The 16055-nt window shown below is 71.6% G+C and carries 17 protein-coding genes; 10 read left to right on the top strand and 7 right to left on the bottom strand.

Annotation, left to right across the window (positions count from 1 at the left end):
* Positions 1-2 precede the first annotated feature (2 nt).
* Both KBY96_RS13205 and KBY96_RS13200 read right to left on the bottom strand, forming a co-directional pair.
* Entirely contained in the window at positions 3-1124 is a 1122-nt protein-coding gene (locus tag KBY96_RS13205; protein ID WP_254979932.1) for a thiamine phosphate synthase, read from the bottom strand.
* A gap of 120 nt (positions 1125-1244) precedes the next feature.
* The gene (locus KBY96_RS13200) at positions 1245-2231 is read right to left on the bottom strand and encodes a bifunctional riboflavin kinase/FAD synthetase (protein WP_315859498.1); all 987 of its coding nucleotides are present in this window, start codon (positions 2229-2231) and stop codon (positions 1245-1247) included.
* Positions 2232-2306: 75 nt separating this feature from the next.
* On the opposite strand from KBY96_RS13200, the gene KBY96_RS13195 reads away from it, so the two are divergent.
* Positions 2307-2888 carry a DUF3611 family protein gene (locus tag KBY96_RS13195; protein ID WP_254979931.1) on the top strand — a complete coding sequence of 194 codons (582 nt, stop codon included), beginning with the start codon at positions 2307-2309 and terminating at the stop codon, positions 2886-2888.
* Here the strand turns inward: KBY96_RS13195 and surE are convergent.
* Positions 2873-3694 (bottom strand): 5'/3'-nucleotidase SurE, encoded by an 822-nt coding sequence (gene surE, locus KBY96_RS13190; protein WP_254979930.1) that lies wholly within the window; start codon positions 3692-3694, stop codon positions 2873-2875. The genes KBY96_RS13195 and surE overlap by 16 nt on opposite strands.
* A 56-nt stretch (positions 3695-3750) precedes the next feature.
* On the opposite strand from surE, the gene pheS reads away from it, so the two are divergent.
* The 4 genes from pheS to KBY96_RS13170 are packed head-to-tail and all read left to right on the top strand — an operon-like array spanning position 3751 to position 6909.
* Positions 3751-4758 (top strand): phenylalanine--tRNA ligase subunit alpha, encoded by a 1008-nt coding sequence (gene pheS, locus KBY96_RS13185; protein ID WP_254979928.1) that lies wholly within the window; start codon positions 3751-3753, stop codon positions 4756-4758.
* 41 nt (positions 4759-4799) lie between these two features.
* A complete protein-coding gene (locus KBY96_RS13180) occupies positions 4800-5717 on the top strand; it encodes an NAD(+) kinase (protein WP_254979927.1) in 918 nt (305 codons plus the stop codon).
* Complete coding sequence (locus tag KBY96_RS13175; RefSeq protein WP_254979926.1) at positions 5714-6379, top strand: response regulator transcription factor; 666 nt, start codon at positions 5714-5716, stop codon at positions 6377-6379. Before KBY96_RS13180 ends, KBY96_RS13175 begins: the two co-directional genes overlap by 4 nt.
* Positions 6376-6909, top strand: a complete 534-nt coding sequence (locus KBY96_RS13170; RefSeq protein WP_254979925.1) for a DUF192 domain-containing protein — start codon at positions 6376-6378, stop codon at positions 6907-6909. The genes KBY96_RS13175 and KBY96_RS13170 overlap by 4 nt, the downstream gene beginning before the upstream one ends.
* Here KBY96_RS13170 and cbiE read toward each other — a convergent pair.
* Positions 6872-8101: a precorrin-6y C5,15-methyltransferase (decarboxylating) subunit CbiE gene (cbiE, locus tag KBY96_RS13165; RefSeq protein ID WP_254979924.1), complete on the bottom strand. Its 1230-nt coding sequence runs from the start codon at positions 8099-8101 to the stop codon at positions 6872-6874. The two genes, KBY96_RS13170 and cbiE, sit on opposite strands and share 38 nt — an antisense overlap.
* An 80-nt stretch (positions 8102-8181) precedes the next feature.
* On the opposite strand from cbiE, the gene KBY96_RS13160 reads away from it, so the two are divergent.
* The 3 genes from KBY96_RS13160 to KBY96_RS13150 are packed head-to-tail and all read left to right on the top strand — an operon-like array spanning position 8182 to position 11519.
* Entirely contained in the window at positions 8182-8424 is a 243-nt protein-coding gene (locus tag KBY96_RS13160; RefSeq protein WP_254979922.1) for a hypothetical protein, read from the top strand.
* Positions 8425-8469: 45 nt separating this feature from the next.
* Entirely contained in the window at positions 8470-11013 is a 2544-nt protein-coding gene (locus KBY96_RS13155; protein ID WP_254979920.1) for a GH116 family glycosyl hydrolase, read from the top strand.
* Positions 11014-11018: 5 nt separating this feature from the next.
* A complete protein-coding gene (locus KBY96_RS13150; protein WP_254979918.1) occupies positions 11019-11519 on the top strand; it encodes a DUF3122 domain-containing protein in 501 nt (166 codons plus the stop codon).
* A gap of 31 nt (positions 11520-11550) precedes the next feature.
* On the opposite strand, the gene KBY96_RS13145 is transcribed toward KBY96_RS13150, so the two are convergent.
* Positions 11551-12585: an AI-2E family transporter gene (locus KBY96_RS13145; protein ID WP_254979916.1), complete on the bottom strand. Its 1035-nt coding sequence runs from the start codon at positions 12583-12585 to the stop codon at positions 11551-11553.
* A gap of 143 nt (positions 12586-12728) precedes the next feature.
* Here KBY96_RS13145 and ribD point away from each other — a divergent pair, with 143 nt between their 5' ends.
* Together ribD and KBY96_RS13135 are read left to right on the top strand one after the other, a co-directional pair.
* Entirely contained in the window at positions 12729-13787 is a 1059-nt protein-coding gene (ribD, locus tag KBY96_RS13140; protein ID WP_254979965.1) for a bifunctional diaminohydroxyphosphoribosylaminopyrimidine deaminase/5-amino-6-(5-phosphoribosylamino)uracil reductase RibD, read from the top strand.
* A gap of 64 nt (positions 13788-13851) precedes the next feature.
* Positions 13852-14916: a mechanosensitive ion channel family protein gene (locus tag KBY96_RS13135; RefSeq protein WP_254979915.1), complete on the top strand. Its 1065-nt coding sequence runs from the start codon at positions 13852-13854 to the stop codon at positions 14914-14916.
* Here KBY96_RS13135 and KBY96_RS13130 read toward each other — a convergent pair.
* A complete protein-coding gene (locus KBY96_RS13130) occupies positions 14882-15364 on the bottom strand; it encodes a DUF427 domain-containing protein (RefSeq protein ID WP_254979913.1) in 483 nt (160 codons plus the stop codon). The two genes, KBY96_RS13135 and KBY96_RS13130, sit on opposite strands and share 35 nt — an antisense overlap.
* Complete coding sequence (locus KBY96_RS13125) at positions 15361-15990, bottom strand: SOS response-associated peptidase (protein WP_254979912.1); 630 nt, start codon at positions 15988-15990, stop codon at positions 15361-15363. The genes KBY96_RS13130 and KBY96_RS13125 overlap by 4 nt, the downstream gene beginning before the upstream one ends.
* Positions 15991-16055: the final 65 nt, after the last annotated feature.

Raw genomic sequence — 16055 nt, 5'->3', positions numbered from 1 at the left:
GTTCAGTGCTCCTGCTCCAGGGCCGCCAGCAGTTGCCGGCTAGCGGCCGCCGGGTCGGCGGCCTCGGTGATCGCCCGCACCACCGCCACCCGGCTGGCACCGGCCTGGCGCACGGCCGGCACCGCCGCCGCGCTGATGCCGCCGATGGCGAAGCAGGGAATGGCGCTGGCGGCGGCGGCCTCGCGCACATAGGCCAGCCCCACCGGCTCCCGGCCGGGCTTGGTGGGGGTGGCGTTCACCGGGCCCACCCCCACGTAGTCGCAGCCATCGGCCTGGGCCTGGCGCAGCTGCTCGAGGGCATGGGTGCTGCGCCCAATCAACCGCTCCGGCCCCAGCAGTCGCCGGGCGACGGCGGGGGGCAGGTCGTCCTGCCCAAGATGCACCCCATCGGCATCCACCGCCAGGGCCAGATCGATGCGGTCGTTCACCAGAAACAGGGCCTCGTGGCGGGCGCAGAGCTGGCGCAGGCGGCGCGCCTGCGCCAGCCGCTGGGCATCTGTGAGGGGCCCGGCGCCCTGGGCCGCACTGCCCTCCTTGGCCCGGTACTGCACCAGCCGCACGCCGCCGGCCAGGGCGGCGGCCACCACCTCCTCCAGCTCAGGCACCGGACTGGTGACCAGATAGAGATGGGCGGCCTGCAGGCGGCGGCGGCGTTCACTGTCGGCGGCACCAGCCCGCAGCAGCTCCAGCTCCAGGTCGTAGAGCCGGTAGCGGATCGCCGCCGCCTCCAGCGCCAGCTGGGGGTCGAGGGGCCGGCCGAATTCCTCCAGCACCCGCAGGGCCTCCTGCACCCGGGCGGCATTGGCCGCCACCACCTGGGCGGGCAACAGGCGCTGGGCCTGGGCGGGATGGCCCATCCCGGCGGCCGGGTCGGTGGCCGTATGGCGTGCCTGTTTGTAGGCCGTGCGGTGCAGCCCCCCGAGCCGCTGACGCAGGTCCTTGGTGCGGGCCACCAGATCGGCGCGCTCGAGACCGAAGCGGGCCCAGTCCTCCAGCACCCGCAGGCCCTCCCGGGCCCGGTCGAGATTGGCATCCAGCAGGCGCTGCACGGCCGCCCGTTCCGGCGCGGGGCTGTCGGGCGTGGGCGGCGTGTCGGGCGTGCGCGGCGTGTCGGGCGTGACCATGGCGAACAACGGATGCTGGTTAACTGAGGCCACAGGTGCACTGCCGCTGGCCGGCAGATCCAGGCCATGGCAGACGGCTTTGATCAGGGCGGCGGCGACAATCCGATGCTGGTGCTGGTGTCAGGAATTCTGCTGCTGGGGGGCATCGGCGCCTTCATTGTGTGGGGCCTCACCCACGCCTACCCGATCGCCTAGATCGCGGCAGAGGTGCCGGGCCTGGCCTGCATCGGCGGCGATCTGGGTGCTGAGGGCCTCGATGCCATCGAAGCGGCGCTGGTGGCGCAGCAGGGCCAGCGGCTCCACGCGCAACTGTCGACCCACCAGCTCCAGGGAGCGATCGAGCAGGTGCACCTCCACCGCCGAGGGGGCGGTGGGGTCCACGGTGGGCTGGGGGCCCAGATTCATCACCGCCGCCATGGCGGAATCGGACCCATCCAGCTGCGCCAGGGCGGCATACACCCCTTCCTGCGGCAGAAACTTGCGGCCGTCCACCTGCAGATTGGCGGTGGGCCAGCCCAGCTGGCGGCCCAGGCCCCGACCGCGCACCACCACGCCACTGAAGCGGTAGGGACGCCCCAGCATGCGCCTGGCCTCGGCGATGTCGCCGGCGCTCAGGGCCCGGCGGATGCGGCTGCTGCTCAGCTGCTCGTCGCTGTCGGAGAGCATCGGCAGCACGCTCACGGCAATGCCGCGGGCGGCTGCCAGCGTCTGCAGATCCCGGGCGTCACCGCGGCGGCCGGCGCCGAAACGGAAGTTCGCCCCCACGGCCACCCGGCGCGCCTCGAGCTGATCCACCAGCACCTGGTCCACGAACGCCTGCGGATCGAGGGCGGCGAGCTGGCGGTCGAACGGCACCAGCACCAGCTGCCTGATGCCCAGGGGCTGGAGCAGTTCCAGCTTCTCGGCCGGCAGGTCGAGGCGCAGGCGGGGCTCGCCGTAGAGCACTTCGCGCGGATGGGGCCAGAAGCTCACCACGGTGGGCACCCCCGCGCCGGCAGCGGTGACAGCGGCGATCACCCGCCGGTGGCCCCGGTGCAGGCCATCGAAACTGCCCAGGGCGATGGCGGTGGGGCGCTGGGCCTGCCGGGGCGTGTGCAGGGGAATCAACGCGACAGTTCCCGAAGCCGTGGCACACCCTGGTGATCTTCCCATGGCAGGTTTGGGGCACCGCAATCGAGGCCGATGACCGACGAGCTGGAGCTGCAGAGGCTGTCGGGGGCCCTGCGGCGCATGGGCTGGATCCGCTTCTGGGCGCAGGTGGTGCTCGGCGTGGTGGTGGTGGGGGTGCTGTTGTTCAACAACATCGGCGGCCGGCTGGCGGCCAATTCCGCCCGGGCCCTGGGCCTGGGTCCGGGCATCAGCCTCACCACCCTGGCCTTCCTGGTGCTGCTGTTCAGCGGCTGGCAGAGCTGGCTGGTGGTGCGCTGCGGCCGCGCCCTGGCCAGTGGGGTGAAACCCAGCCGCGGGGAAACCGGCCGGCTGCTCAAGCGTGGGCTGCTGGTCGACCTGGGAGGCCTGACCCTGGCCTCGCTGGGCTATCAGGCCATGGCCGGCAGCCTGTTCGTGCAGGCCTCCCAGCAGGTGCCGGGGTTCTTCGGGGCCCAGATCGAAGGGGCCGGAGGGGCAAGCAGGCAGGTGGTGGGGCTGCCGATCACCGCGATCGAGATGTTCACGGTGCTGGGCAACACCCAGGTGCTGTTCGCCCACCTGATCGGCCTGATGTTCAGCCTCTGGATGCTGCAGCGGATCTACAGGGTGCGCTGAGGCCCGGCCACATTCAGGGCCTCGAGGTTGGGCAGGGTGGTGGTGTCACCCATCCAGAAGAATTCCGGCTGCAGGGGGCTCAGAGAAGCCCCACCGGCATGCACATGGGCCACGTCGGTGGGCCATAGAGGTGGGCCGGCCACGGCGGCGTCGAGGTCGTTGGCCACCTCGCCGGCCAGCCAGTAGTAACTGCGGCCGCGGGGATCGATGCGGCGCTCGAACTGGTCGGTGTAGCGGCGCACGGCGATGCGGCACCAGCGCAGGGGGCCGATGCTCTCGGCGGGCCGCGGCGGCACGTTGAGATTGAGCAGCAGCCCCTGGGGCCACTCTTCGGCGAGCATGCGCTCAGCCACATCCAGGGCCAGGCCGGCCGCGGGCTCAAACTGACGCCACTGGAAATCGGCACTGCTCACCGCCAGGGCGGGCAGTCCCTCGATCGTGCCCTCCATGGCCGCGCTCACCGTGCCGGAATAGAGCACGTCGGTGCCCAGGTTGGGGCCGTGGTTGATGCCCGAGAGCACCAGATCGGGCCACTCATCGAGGAGTGAGAACAGCGCCAGCTTGACGCAGTCGCTGGGGGTGCCGCTGCAGGCCCAGGCGGTGATGCCGTCATCGAACAGCTCATCGGCCCGCTCCGCCCGGATCGGGGTCTGCAGGGTGAGGCCATGGCCGGTGGCGGAGCGCTCCTGATCGGGGCAAACCACGCTCACCGTGTGGCCGCGGGCGTTGGCGGCGTTGGCCAGGGTGCGGATCCCGGCGGCAAAGACCCCGTCGTCGTTGCTGATCAGGATCCTCAGGGGTGGCATCGGTTTGGGGGACTGCTCCGTACAGTCTCCTCCTGGCCACCAACAGCGGGTTTGTCGTGGGCGTCACCGTGTCGCTTGAGGATCTGAGCGCCCAGCTCCAGCAGCTGGAGAACGAGGCGGCCGCCGCCATCGCCGCCGCCGGCAGCGCCGCCGAGCTCGATGAGCTGCGGGTGGGCCTGCTGGGCAAGAAGGGGCGGCTCTCGGCCGTGCTGGGGGCCATGGGCAAGCTGCCGGGCGCTGACCGTCCCGTGATCGGCCAGCGGGCCAACGTGCTCAAGCAGCAGGTGCAGGAGCAGCTCAGCGAACGCCTGCAGGCGGTGAAATCAGCCGTGCTGGAGCAGCGCATCGCCCGCGAAAGCCTCGATGTCACGGCCCCCAGCAGCTACGTGCCAGTGGGCCGTCGCCACCCGCTGATCAGCACGATCGAAGAGATCGTGGACATCTTCAGCGGCCTCGGCTACCGGGTCTCGGAGGGGCCGGAGATCGAGACCGACCACTACAACTTCACGGCCCTGAACATCCCCGAGCATCACCCGGCCCGGGACATGCAGGACACCTTCTACCTCCAGGACGGCCGGCTGCTGCGCACCCACACCTCACCGGTGCAGATCCGCTACCTGGAGACCAACCCGCCGCCGGTGCGGGTGATCGCCCCGGGGCGGGTGTATCGCCGCGACGCCGTGGATGCCACCCACTCGCCGGTGTTCCATCAGGTGGAGGTGCTGGCCATCGACGAGGGCCTCGCCTTCAGCCATCTGCGCGGCACCGTCACGGCCTTTCTGCAGCGCTTCTTCGGCGACCTGCCGGTGCGCTTCCGCGCCAGCTACTTCCCCTTCACCGAACCGAGCGCCGAGGTGGATGTGCAGTGGCGGGGCCGCTGGCTGGAGGTGATGGGCTGCGGCATGGTCGATCCGGCGGTGCTGGAGGGGATGGGGCTGGATCCGGAGCGCTGGAGCGGTTTCGCCGCCGGCCTGGGGGTGGAGCGCTTCTGCATGGTGCGCCACGGCATCGATGACATCCGCCGCCTCTACACCAGCGATCTGCGTTTCCTGGAGCAGTTCTGAAGCCGGCCCATAAACTCAACGAGCCCCCCGCCCAGCGATCGGTGCCCCGCGTCGGACTGATCGTGAATGACGGCAAGGGCCTGGCCATGACCACCGCCGATGCCCTTGAGGAGCGCTTCAGGGGCCACGGCTGGGACGTGCGGCGGGTGAGCAGTTCCGGGGGCATGGTGGGCTTCGCCAACCCCGACCAGCACCTGCGCAACCGCGGCTTCAGGGCCTGCGTGCCGGACAATTTCAGCGAGGAGCTGGAGCTGGCGGTGGTGCTCGGCGGCGACGGCACCGTGCTCTCTGCGGCGCGCCAGACGGCACCGATCGGCGTGCCGATCCTCACCATCAACACCGGCCATCTGGGCTTTCTGGCCGAGGCCTACCTGCACCAGCTCGATGGGGCCCTCGAGCAGGTGATCTCCGGCCGCTGGACGGTGGAGGAGCGCAGCATGCTGGTGGTGAGCGTGCTGCGCAGCGAGCAGCGCCGCTGGGAGGTGCTCTGCCTCAACGAAATGGCCCTGCACCGCGAGCCGCTCACGTCGATGTGCCATTTCGAGATCGCCATCGGCCGCCACGCCCCGGTGGACATCGCCGCCGACGGCGTGATCCTCTCCACCCCCACCGGCTCCACCGCCTACGCCCTCAGCGCCGGGGGTCCGGTGATCACGCCGGACTGCCCGGTGCTGCAGCTCACGCCGATCGCCCCCCATTCCCTGGCCTCAAGGGCGCTGGTGTTCAGCGATCGCGAGCCGGTCACGGTGTTTCCCGCCACCCCGGAGCGGCTGATGATGGTGGTGGACGGCAGTGCCGGCTGCTACATCTGGCCCGAAGACCGGATCCTGATCCGCCGCAGTGACCATCCGGTGCGGTTTGTGCGACTGGCCGATCACGAGTTCTTCGGGGTGCTGCGCAACAAGCTGGGCTGGGGCCTGCCCCACGTGGCCAAACCCGGCAACGGGGAACTCCCATGAGCGCGGCCCGGCTGCTGCTGCTGGGGCCGGAAGCAGAGGCCCTGGCGGCGCGGCTGGAGGCCTCCGGCTACGCGCTGGAGCGGAATCCGGAGGCCCCCGGAGCAGGGCCCGATCTGGTGTTGCTGGGGCCGCAGGAGCAGGGGCGCATCGCCGCGCTGCGCCGGCGTTTCGTCGATGTGCCGATCCTGCTGGCGGTGGAGGCCGACTCGGTGGAGGCACGGGTGCGCTGCCTGAGCGCCGGCGCTGACGACTTCTGGCTGCCGGGCCAGGGCACCAGCGACCTGCTGATGCGGCTGCGGCTGCAACTCAACCTGCGGCGCCGCAGCGGCCTGCCCTCACCGCTGCTGCAGGTGGCCGACCTCACCCTCAACCCCAGCAGCCGCCAGGTGAAGCGCGGCAACCGCACGGTGGCCCTCACCGCCCGGGAATACCAGCTGCTGCTGCTGCTGCTCGAACGGCAGGGCGGGGTGGTGAGCCGCGATCAGATCCTGCGCCAGGTGTGGAACGACGATCGCGGCATGGCCAGCAACGTGATCGAGGTGTACGTGCGCTATCTGCGCCAGAAACTGGAGCAGGAGGGCGAGCGGCGCCTGATCCACACGATCCGGGGCCAGGGCTACTGCCTCAGCGCCGGCCTGCCCGCGCTGGGAGGCGGCGGATGAGGCCGGCAGCGCCGAGGGCCCTGGCACTGGCGGGCCTGGCCCTGGCCGGCCTGCTGATCCCCACCGCTGCGCTGCGGGCCCGGGGGGATCAGGGGGCGCCCCAGGTGCTGCCGATCACGGCCCGCTGGTGCCTGGCGCCGCAGCGCTGCATCGAGCTGGAGGTGGCCGACACCCCGCGCCGCCAGGCCCTGGGGCTGCAGCTGCGGCCGCCCCTGCCGCCCCTGCGGGGCATGTGGTTCCCCTACGAACCGCCGGCGCCGGCGCGCTTCTGGATGCACCGCACCCCCGCAGCACTGGACATGCTGTTCGTGAGCTCCGGCCGGGTGCTGGCGATCGAGGCCGACGTCCAGCCCTGCCCGCGCCTGCCCTGCCCCAGCTACGGCCCGGCCGAGCCGGTGGAGGGGGTGCTCGAGCTGGCGGCCGGCGAAGCGGCCCGGCTGGGGATCACGGCCGGCACGCCGGTCACCATCGAACCCCTGGGCAGCGGGTCCTTCAGGGACACTGCCCCACCAGCACCAGCACTGGATTGAGCGGCGCCAGCCGGGTGCCGTCGGCGAGGGGAGCACCACGCCAGGCCTGGTGCTGAGCCACCCGCACCGCCAGGCCGGCCCGCTCCAGCGGCGGCCGCAGCTCCGCCAGCGCCTCCACGGTGGCCAGGGGGATCACCACCCGCCCGCCCGACCGCAGCCGATCGAGCACCACTGCCAGCAGCGCCAGCCGCCCGCGGCCGCCACCGCCGAGCAGCACCCGATCGGGATCCGGCAGCGCCGCCAGGGCCTCCGGCGCCCGCCCCTCCACTACCCCGGCCGGTGCCACCCCCAGCCGCGCGGCATTGGCGCTGATCAGGGCCGCGCCGCCGCCGCGCTGCTCCACCAGCCAGCCCTGCAGATCCGGCCGCAGCCGCAGGGCCTCCAGACCGATGGAGCCCACCCCGGCACCGATGTCCCACAGCACCCCGCGCTCGGGCAGGTCCAGATCGGCCAGCAACTGGATGCGCACCTCCCGCTTGGTCATCAGGCCGGGGCGATCGTCGTGCTGCAGAAACAGGCCGTCGTCGAGGCCGAACAGTGGCAGGGCCGCCGGATCCAGCGGCGGTGGCGGCGGTTCGGCGATCAGCAGCACCAGGTGCAGCGGATCGAGATCGGCCGGCAGACACGCCTGCGCTGCCAGCCGCTGCACCCGCTCGGCCGGATGGCCCAGCCGCTCGCACAGCCAGAAGCCGTAGGCCGCCTCCAGGCCCGAGGCCCGCAGCAGCGCCCGCACCTCGCCGGCACCGCCGCGGCCGGGGTCGGTGAGCACCGCCAGGGCCGGCGGGCGCTGCTGCAGGGCCGCCGCCAGGGGTTCAGGGTCGCGGCCGTGCAGGCTGATCCAGCGAGCGTCCTGCCAGGGCCGGCCGATGCGGGCGAAGGCCAGCTGCAGCGAGCTGGGGGCTGGATGGAAGCGCAGCGCCGCCGCACCCAGCTCCTGGACCAGCAACCGGCCGATGCCGAACCAGAGCGGATCGCCACTGGCCAGCACCACCGCCGGCTCAGCCCTGACCAGGGCCTGGCGGAGCCGCGGCAGCAGCCGCTCGGGCCGCTCGCTGCTGAGCCGCTCGGCATGCGGGCAGGCCTGCGCCAGCTGCTCTTGCAGCCGTGCCGGTGCCACCAGCAGCCGGGCGCCCTGCAGCAGGGCTCGCTGCGCCGGCGGCAGGCCCGGCAGGCCGGAGGCATCGCAGCCCACCACATCAACCCAGGCTCTGGCGGAGCTCAGCGCAGCACGGCCACTGGCGCCATGATGCCCACCCGGACGATGCCCGCCCCATGAGCGATCGCCGCCAGCGCCTGCACGAACTGGTGCTCGCCCTGCTGCAGCAGCAGGACAGCCTGGAGCTGCTCGACGGCGACGGCCACGGCCCGGCCGCTGGCCTGGGCGCTGGCGGCGGCGCTGATCCGGCCAGCTGGCTGGAGCGCAACCGAAGGCTGGTGCAGCACTACCAGGCCCTGGTGCGCACCGCCGCCACCCTCGATGCCCTGATCGATCAGGAGGCCTCAGGGCAGCTCTGACAAGCTGGGCGCACTTCCCAAGCCGGCCCCTCCGTCGTCCTGCCCATGGCGCGCCTCGGCATTCCCGCGCTCACCTCCCTGCTGAGCGGCGGCCGCAGGGGCTGGCAGGCGCCTGCCGCCAGCTGGCAGCGGCCCCTCGGGATGGGCTGGGAGCAGCCCTACACGGTGCGCTACGCCAGCAACCTCGACGACGGCCCCAACCACGGCATGCCCCTCGGGGGCCTGGGGGCCGGCTGCATCGGCCGCGCCCCCGACGGCAGCTTCAACCTCTGGCACCTGGACGGCGGCGAGCACTGGTTCGGCACCCTCCCCGACTGCCAGTTCGCCCTGTTCGAGAGCGACGGCCAGCAGGCGCAGGCCCACGCCCTGGCGGTGCAGCCCGAGCGGGATGCCTCCCGCCCCGAAGCCGGCCCGCCTCTGGAGGCCTGGAGCTGGTATCCGGCCAGCAGCGCCGAGCGCAGCACCGGCACCTACAGCGCCCGCTACCCCCTCAGCGCCAGCCACTACACGGGGGTGTTCAACGCCGAGCTGAGCTGCGAGGCCTTCAGCCCGGTTCTCCCGGGCGACTACCGGCGCAGCAGCTACCCGCTGGCGGTGTTCGTGTGGACCCTGCGCAATCCCACCCGCAAGCCGCTGGAGCTCTCGCTGCTGCTGAGCTGGCGCAACACCTGCGGCTGGTTCACCAACACCGACCCCACAGCAGCCGTCACGTTCCGCGACGACGGCAGCCCCGAGCACAGCTACGTGCCGGCCATCGGCCGCAGCGCCGGCCAGCGCAACCGCTGGCTGGACGAACCGGGCCTCAAGGGGGTGCTGCTGGAGGGGGAGCGCAGCGCACCGGTCGCCGAGGGCCAGGGCCAGTGGTGCATCGCCACCGACGCCGGCCTGGAGGAGCGCCATCCCGGCCTGCAGATCCTGCGCTGCAGCCGCTGGGACCCGGCCGGCAGCGGGGCTGAGCTGTGGCAGCCGTTCAGCCGGGACGGTTCCATCCCTGACAGCAACAACGACCGCCACAGCCAGGAGCACGACCCCGCCAGCGCCGCCCTGGCGGTGCGGCTGCGCCTCGAACCCGGCCAGGCGATCGAGATCCCAATTGTGATCAGCTGGGATCTGCCGGTCACGGCCTTCGCCACGGGCAGCCGGGCGCTGCGCCGCTACACCGATGTCTTCGGTGCCGGCGGCGACAACGCCGCCGCCATCGCCGCCGAGGCGCTGCGCGACTGGCGCGACTGGCACGGCCGGATCGTGGCCTGGCAGCAACCGGTGCTGGAGCGCACCGACCTGCCGGAGCCGATCCGCATGGCCCTGTTCAACGAGCTTTACGACCTGGCCAGCGGCGGCACCCTCTGGACTGCGGCCAGCCAGGAGGATCCGGTGGGTCGCTTCGGGGTGCTCGAGTGCTTCGACTACGCCTGGTATGAAAGCCTCGACGTGCGGCTCTACGGCTCCTTCGCCCTGCTGCAGCTGTGGCCGGAGCTGGATCGCAGCGTGCTGCGCAGCTTCGCCCGCGCCATCCCCGCCGCCGATGCCACACTGCGGCCGATCGGCTGGTATTTCACCCAGGGCCGGGGCCGGGTGGAGGCGCCACGCAAGCTGGCCGGCGCCACCCCCCACGACCTCGGCGCCCCCAACGAGCGGCCCTGGGATGCCAGCAACTACACCGCCTACCAGGACTGCAACCTCTGGAAGGACCTGGCCAGCGACTTTGTGCTGCAGGTGTGGCGCAGCGTGTGCCGCGCCCCCGACGGCGAGGACCTGCGTTTCCTGGCCGACTGCTGGCCGGCGGCGGTGCAGGCCCTGCGCTACCTGAAGACCTTCGACGCCAACGACGACGGCCTCCCCGACAACGGCGGGGCCCCGGACCAGACCTTCGACGACTGGCCGCTGCAGGGGGTAAGCGCCTACTGCGGTGCCCTCTGGATCGCAGCCCTGGAGGCGGCCCTGGCCATGGGCCAGCGGCTGCAGCTGGAGCTGGGGCTGGATACCTCCAGCGAGCAGCGGCAGTTCAGCCACTGGCTGGAGCAGAGCCGCGCCAACTTCGACCGCCTGCTCTGGAACGGCGAGTACTACGCCATCGACGCCGACAGCGACACGCCCGTGGTGATGGCCGACCAGCTCTGCGGCGACTTCTACGCCCGCCTGCTGGGATTGCCACCGGTGGTGGACGACACCCGCGCCCGCTCGGCCCTGAACGCCATCCGTGAGGCCTGCTTCGAGCGCTTCGAGGGCGGCCGGCTGGGGGTGGCCAACGGTCTGCGCCGCGACGGCACCCCCCTCGATCCCAACGGCACCCACCCCCTGGAGGTGTGGACCGGCATCAACTTCGGCCTGGCCGCCTACTACCGGCTGATGGGCGATACCAGCACCGCCCTGGCGATCACCGGCGCCGTGGTGGAGCAGGTGTACAGCGGCGGGCTGCAGTTCCGCACCCCCGAAGCGATCACGGCCGCCCACACCTTCCGCGCCTGCCACTACTTACGAGCGATGGCGATCTGGGCCCTGTGGGCCACCCACACCAACTGGCAGGTGATTCCGGGTGCTGAGCGACAGCCATGCGCCGCCCAACCGGCCCTCAGCGCCGACCCCTGAGCCCCATGCCCCTGCTCCTGCGTGCGGCCCTGAGCGCCACCCTCTGCCTGGTGTGCCTGCTGGCCGGCCTGGCCCTGGCGGCGGCACCCGCCGCCGCCCAGCTCCATGCCCACAGCGACGAACAGGGCAGGCCGGTGCTGCGCAGCCTCGAGAGCCTGCGCGACCTCGACTACCAGAGCTGGCAGCTGGTGGCCTACCGGGAGGGGCCGCCGGGGGGGGCGCTGAAGCTGCGCATCGTGGGCTATCCCGGCAAGGTGAGGCTCGACCATCCCACCGCCCTGGCGGTGCGGAGCGGTCGGCGCCACTGGCAGCTCGCCGACCTCACCCTCGCCAATCCCCAGCTGGCCGCCGACGGCCGCTCCGCCGCGGCCGAATTCGACCTCTCCCCCCTGATCGCCGAGCTCAGCCAGAACCGGCCCCTGCGGCTGTTCCTTCCAGGGGTGTTCACGGAGCTGCCGGTGCCCCCGTTCGTGGTGGCCGAATGGCGTTCCCTGGTGAACGGCTGAGCAGCTGGGGTGAACAGCTCAACCACTGGCTTCAGGGCAACTCACTGGGGCCCGAAACCCGCCGGTCGCCGCTCCAGCGGTCGCGCTCCCAGTTGATCACCATTCCCGCCACCGGCACCGCCAGCAGGATCCCCAGCAGGCCGGCCACCCGTTCCCCGAGGAACAGGGCCAGAAACAGCACCAGGGGTGGAATCGAGAGCACGCGACCCATCACCCGGGGCTGGAGCACGTTGTCCTGAATCTGCTGCAGCAGCACCGACACCGCCACCACGGCCAGGGCCACGCCGTACCCCTGGGTGGCCAGCACCACCACGCTGATGGTGATCACCCCGAGCGTGGCGCCGATCCCGGGAATCGCATCGAGCAGCCCCACCACCAGGGCCAGGATCAGGGCGAATTTCACCCCCAGCAGGCTGAAGGCCAGCAGGCTGGTGCTGGTGAGGAACACCACGAGGGTGATCTGGCCGCGCAGAAAGCCGAGCACGTTGCGGCGCACGCTGCGGTGCAGCCGGCCACGCAGCGCCGGCGGCAGCAGCTGAAGCAGGGCCCGCCACAACCTCCCGTCATCCACAAGCATGTACACGGTGAGCACCACCAAGACCACCACGCCGAGAACGTTGCCCACGGCGCCCCCCAGCAAGCCGATGCCGGTGTCGAAGTTGGAGCGCACCAGATCGATGATGCGTTCCAGGTCCAGCTGATCGAGGTAGGCACCGAGCCTGCCGCGGAAGGGGAGCTGCGGATCCGCAATCACAGCCTCCAGCTGGGCCAGCAACTGGCTTGCCTGATTCACCAACTGCAGGCCCAGCATCCAGGCCAGGGCCAGCCCGGCGCCCAGCCCACCGATCACGGTGAGGGAGATGGCCGCTGGCCGTGGCATCACCCGACTGAACCAGCACACCGGCACGTTGAGCAACATCGCCAGCACCGCCGCGGCACTGAACAGGAGCAGCACCACCTGGAATGTGGCGATCACCTGCATGGCAGCCCAGCCACTGGCCACCAGCAGCAGAAAGCGCAGCAACTGGGGATTGGAGGGGAGCCGCCAGTCCTCCCTGGAGGCCATGGAATCGGCTGCAGAGTTGGCCCTACCTTGCCCCGGACGGGCGGCGCTGTTGCGTCAGGCTGGTCACCATGACAGCCGACACCCCTGACCCCGCGGCCGATGCGCCTTGCCCTGAGGCGGAGGCCGCGCGCTGGCGGCCGTGGATGCGGCGGGCCCTGCAGCTGGCGGCCCTGGCGTCGGGACGCACCAGCCCCAACCCCCTGGTGGGAGCCGTGCTGCTCGATCGCCAGGGCGTTCTGGTGGGCGAGGGCTTCCATGCCCGCGCCGGCGAGCCCCACGCCGAGGCGATGGCGCTGGCCCAGGCCGGCGAGCGGGCCGGGGGCGGCACCCTGGTGGTGACGCTGGAGCCCTGCTGCCACCACGGACGCACCCCGCCCTGCAGCACCGCCGTGATCAACGCCGGCATCCGCCGGGTGGTGATCGCCATGGCCGACCCCAACCCTCAGGTGAATGGCGGCGGCATCGCCGAACTGCGGGCCGCCGGCGTGGAGGTGATCAGCGGGGTGGGCGCGGCCGAGGCCCGGGAGCTGAACGCGGCCTTCCTGCATCGCCTGGCCAGTGGCCGGGCTTTGGGCATCCTCAAGTGGGCCATGGGTGTCGATGGCCGGATCGCCCTCAGCAATGGGGCCAGCCAGTGGATCAGCAGCCCGGCGGCGCGGCACTGGGTGCATGGTCTGCGCAGCCGCTGCGACGCCGTGATCGTGGGTGGCGGCACCGTGCGCGCCGACAACCCCCTGCTCACCAGCCGCGGTCGGCGCCGACCCGAGCCCCTGCGGGTGGTGCTCAGCCGGAGCCTGGACCTGCCCAACGAGGCCCGCCTCTGGGACCAGGAGGTCGCCCCCACCCTGGTGGCCCACGGAGTGGAGGCACCGCCGAGAGCCCGGTTCCAGCTCGACGAGCGGGGGGTGGAGCGGCTGCTGTTGCCCAGCTGCACGCCGGCGGCACTGCTGGTGGCCCTGGCGCAGCGGGGCTGCAACCAGGTGCTGTGGGAATGCGGGCCAGCGCTGGCCGCCGCAGCCCTGGCCGACGGCGCCGTGCAGCGCATCGCCGCCGTGATCGCCCCCCGAGTGATGGGTGGCACTCCCGCCTGCACACCGGTGGGGGAGCTGGGTTTCACTGACCTGAGCCAGGTGCCGTCCTGGCGGAGCCGGGAACCGCAACTGCTGGGCAGCGATCTGCTCTGGCAGCTGGAGAACCGCTGACACCGGCCACCCTCCCCTTGCGGCACCCTGGTTCTGCACCGACCGACCCAGCCGACAGGAGCCCATGCCGGATCCCACCAACAGCTTGCCGCTGGAGCTGCAGATGCCGCTCACCGGCCTGGCCCTGAGCCTGCTCAGCCTAGTGGTGATCAACCTCCTGGCCCGGCGGCTGGAGCGCGGCGGCCTGGGCCGGGGTCTGCTGGTGGCGGCACGCCGCAGCATCAGCGCCACGATCCTGTTGAGCGCCCTGGGCTGGTGGGTCGGAGCGCTGCTCTCCCCCTCCGTGGTCGCCCTGGAGCGCAACGGAGCCGAGATCCGCGACCTGGTGGTGATGCTGGGTGTGACCTGGACGCTGCTGCGCTGGAAACGGGAGATCAGAACCAACACCCGTGACTACGCCTCCCGCGTGCTGCCGGCCCTGAACGAGAAGGATCAGATCTTTCTCTTCGATGTGCTCACCAAGGTGATCGGCATCGCCGCCCTGGTGATCCTGGTGCTGGAGGTGCTGCGGCTGCTGGGGGTGTCAGCGGCACTGCTGATCACGGCCGGGGGCTTCGGCGCGGCGGCGCTGGGTTTCGGGGCCCAGGGCATCGTGTCCAACTCCCTGAGCGGGCTCAGCCTCTACATCAATCGCCCCTTCGTGGTGGGCGACTTCATCGAAATCCCCTCCGAAACCCTGATGGGCACCGTGGAGAACATCAGCTGGTTTTACACCCGCCTGCGTTCCCTCGAGCGGCAGCCGGTATTCGTGCCCACCACCATCTTCACCACCAACACGGTGGTGAATATTGCCGAAACCGACAACCGGCGGATCTGGATTGAATTCGGCCTCACTTACAACGATCGCGCGCGCATTCCCCCGATCGTGGCCGACCTGGAGCAGGTGTTGGCCGAGCATCCCGCCGTGGACCAGGACAAGGCCAAGGCCGTGAACTTCACCGGCTACGGCGAATCCAGCCTGGATCTGCGTCTGCTCTGCCATGGCGACAGCGGCGATGTGGTCGATGCCTGGGCCCTGCAGCAGAACCTGCTGCTGCGCATCGGCGATGTGGTGGAGGCCCAGGGCGCTTCGATGCCCTTTCCCACCCGTACCCTCATACAAGCTCCGGATGGTGCGGATCGCCCTTGAAGGGACCCTCCACCCGGGTCGTGATCCAGCCCCCGTAAAAGCCACCCGGCTGCGGGATCACCCGCTCCCCATCCACCCAGCAACCCTCCATCAGCGCGGGATACACGGCAAACCAGCCGGCCAACGCGGCGAAGGGCTCGCTGGGCTCGGGGTAGGTCCACACGGCGCGGCGCAGGCGCCGCTCCCCGGGGCCGCCGGGATCGCGCACCACATCGAAGTAGCGCGCCACCCCCTTCCACTCACAGAAGCTGGCGCCGGCGCAGGGCTGCAGCAACTCCGCACGCACGGCTTCGGGAGGCAGGTAGTAGGTGGGGGGATGGAAGGTCTCCAGCACCCGCAGGGAGCGGCGGGTCTCCGCCAGCACCAGCCCCAGGGCCTCCACCCGCACCAGCTCCTCACTGGCCACCAGGGCCGGTGGCCGCGGATAGTCACACACCCGTTCGCTCATGGCATCGGCAACGCCAGCTGTGGCTGGTCTAGGGGCAGCCGCTGCCATCCGGCGGGGTCCCAGGGCTCCAGCAGGGACAGCAGCCGGCGCCGGCCGGCGCCGTCGGCGGCCTCCAGCCAGGGGGCTTCGGCGGCCTCGGGGATCACCACCGGCATGCGCCCGTGGATGGGAGCGATCAGGGCATTGGGCTCGGTCGTGAGCACGCAGCAGCTGTCCAGCTGCTCACCGTCTGCGCCCAGCCAGCGCTCCCACACCCCTGCGAGCCAGAACGGCGCCGCGTCCAGGCGGGCGATGCGAAAGCCCTTCTCCAAGAAGGCGTCGGCCGGAATCAGGCAGCGCCGGTGCCGCCAGGCAGCGCGGAAACTGGGTTTCTCCGCCACCGTTTCGCTGCGGGCGTTGATCGGCCGCGCCAGCCCGCGCGGATCGCGCACCCAGGCCGGCAGCAGCCCCCACAGGGCCAGATCCACCTGGGGGCTTCCTTGCTCCAGGCGCTGGATCAGCAGCGGCTCACCGGGCCGGATCAGGGGTCGGGGGGAGTAATGGTGCTCCAGGCCTTCCGGCAGGGGTCCGCGCAGGCGGGGCAGCAGGGCATCCAGCCGGCTGGTGAGTGAGTAGCGACCACACATGGACCTGGGGCTCGGGCATGACGATTCGGTTCTCCCACCCCCGAGGCAGATCGGCCGCCGCCGCC

It is taken from the genome of Cyanobium sp. ATX 6A2, from assembly GCF_024346355.1.
Classification (GTDB): domain Bacteria; phylum Cyanobacteriota; class Cyanobacteriia; order PCC-6307; family Cyanobiaceae; genus NIES-981.
This window is presented reverse-complemented; position numbering and strand designations above follow the sequence as displayed.

Coding starts and splice junctions, on each gene's coding strand:
- KBY96_RS13175 (WP_254979926.1), top strand. CDS start 5,714: ATGAGCGCGGCCCGGCTGCTGCTGCTGGGGCCGGAAGCAGAGGCCCTG.
- KBY96_RS13160 (WP_254979922.1), top strand. CDS start 8,182: ATGAGCGATCGCCGCCAGCGCCTGCACGAACTGGTGCTCGCCCTGCTG.
- ribD (WP_254979965.1), top strand. CDS start 12,729: ATGCGGCGGGCCCTGCAGCTGGCGGCCCTGGCGTCGGGACGCACCAGC.
- KBY96_RS13170 (WP_254979925.1), top strand. CDS start 6,376: ATGAGGCCGGCAGCGCCGAGGGCCCTGGCACTGGCGGGCCTGGCCCTG.
- surE (WP_254979930.1), bottom strand. CDS start 3,694: ATGCCACCCCTGAGGATCCTGATCAGCAACGACGACGGGGTCTTTGCC.
- KBY96_RS13155 (WP_254979920.1), top strand. CDS start 8,470: ATGGCGCGCCTCGGCATTCCCGCGCTCACCTCCCTGCTGAGCGGCGGC.
- KBY96_RS13150 (WP_254979918.1), top strand. CDS start 11,019: ATGCCCCTGCTCCTGCGTGCGGCCCTGAGCGCCACCCTCTGCCTGGTG.
- KBY96_RS13205 (WP_254979932.1), bottom strand. CDS start 1,124: ATGGTCACGCCCGACACGCCGCGCACGCCCGACACGCCGCCCACGCCC.
- KBY96_RS13125 (WP_254979912.1), bottom strand. CDS start 15,990: ATGTGTGGTCGCTACTCACTCACCAGCCGGCTGGATGCCCTGCTGCCC.
- KBY96_RS13130 (WP_254979913.1), bottom strand. CDS start 15,364: ATGAGCGAACGGGTGTGTGACTATCCGCGGCCACCGGCCCTGGTGGCC.
- KBY96_RS13195 (WP_254979931.1), top strand. CDS start 2,307: ATGACCGACGAGCTGGAGCTGCAGAGGCTGTCGGGGGCCCTGCGGCGC.
- KBY96_RS13145 (WP_254979916.1), bottom strand. CDS start 12,585: ATGGCCTCCAGGGAGGACTGGCGGCTCCCCTCCAATCCCCAGTTGCTG.
- KBY96_RS13135 (WP_254979915.1), top strand. CDS start 13,852: ATGCCGGATCCCACCAACAGCTTGCCGCTGGAGCTGCAGATGCCGCTC.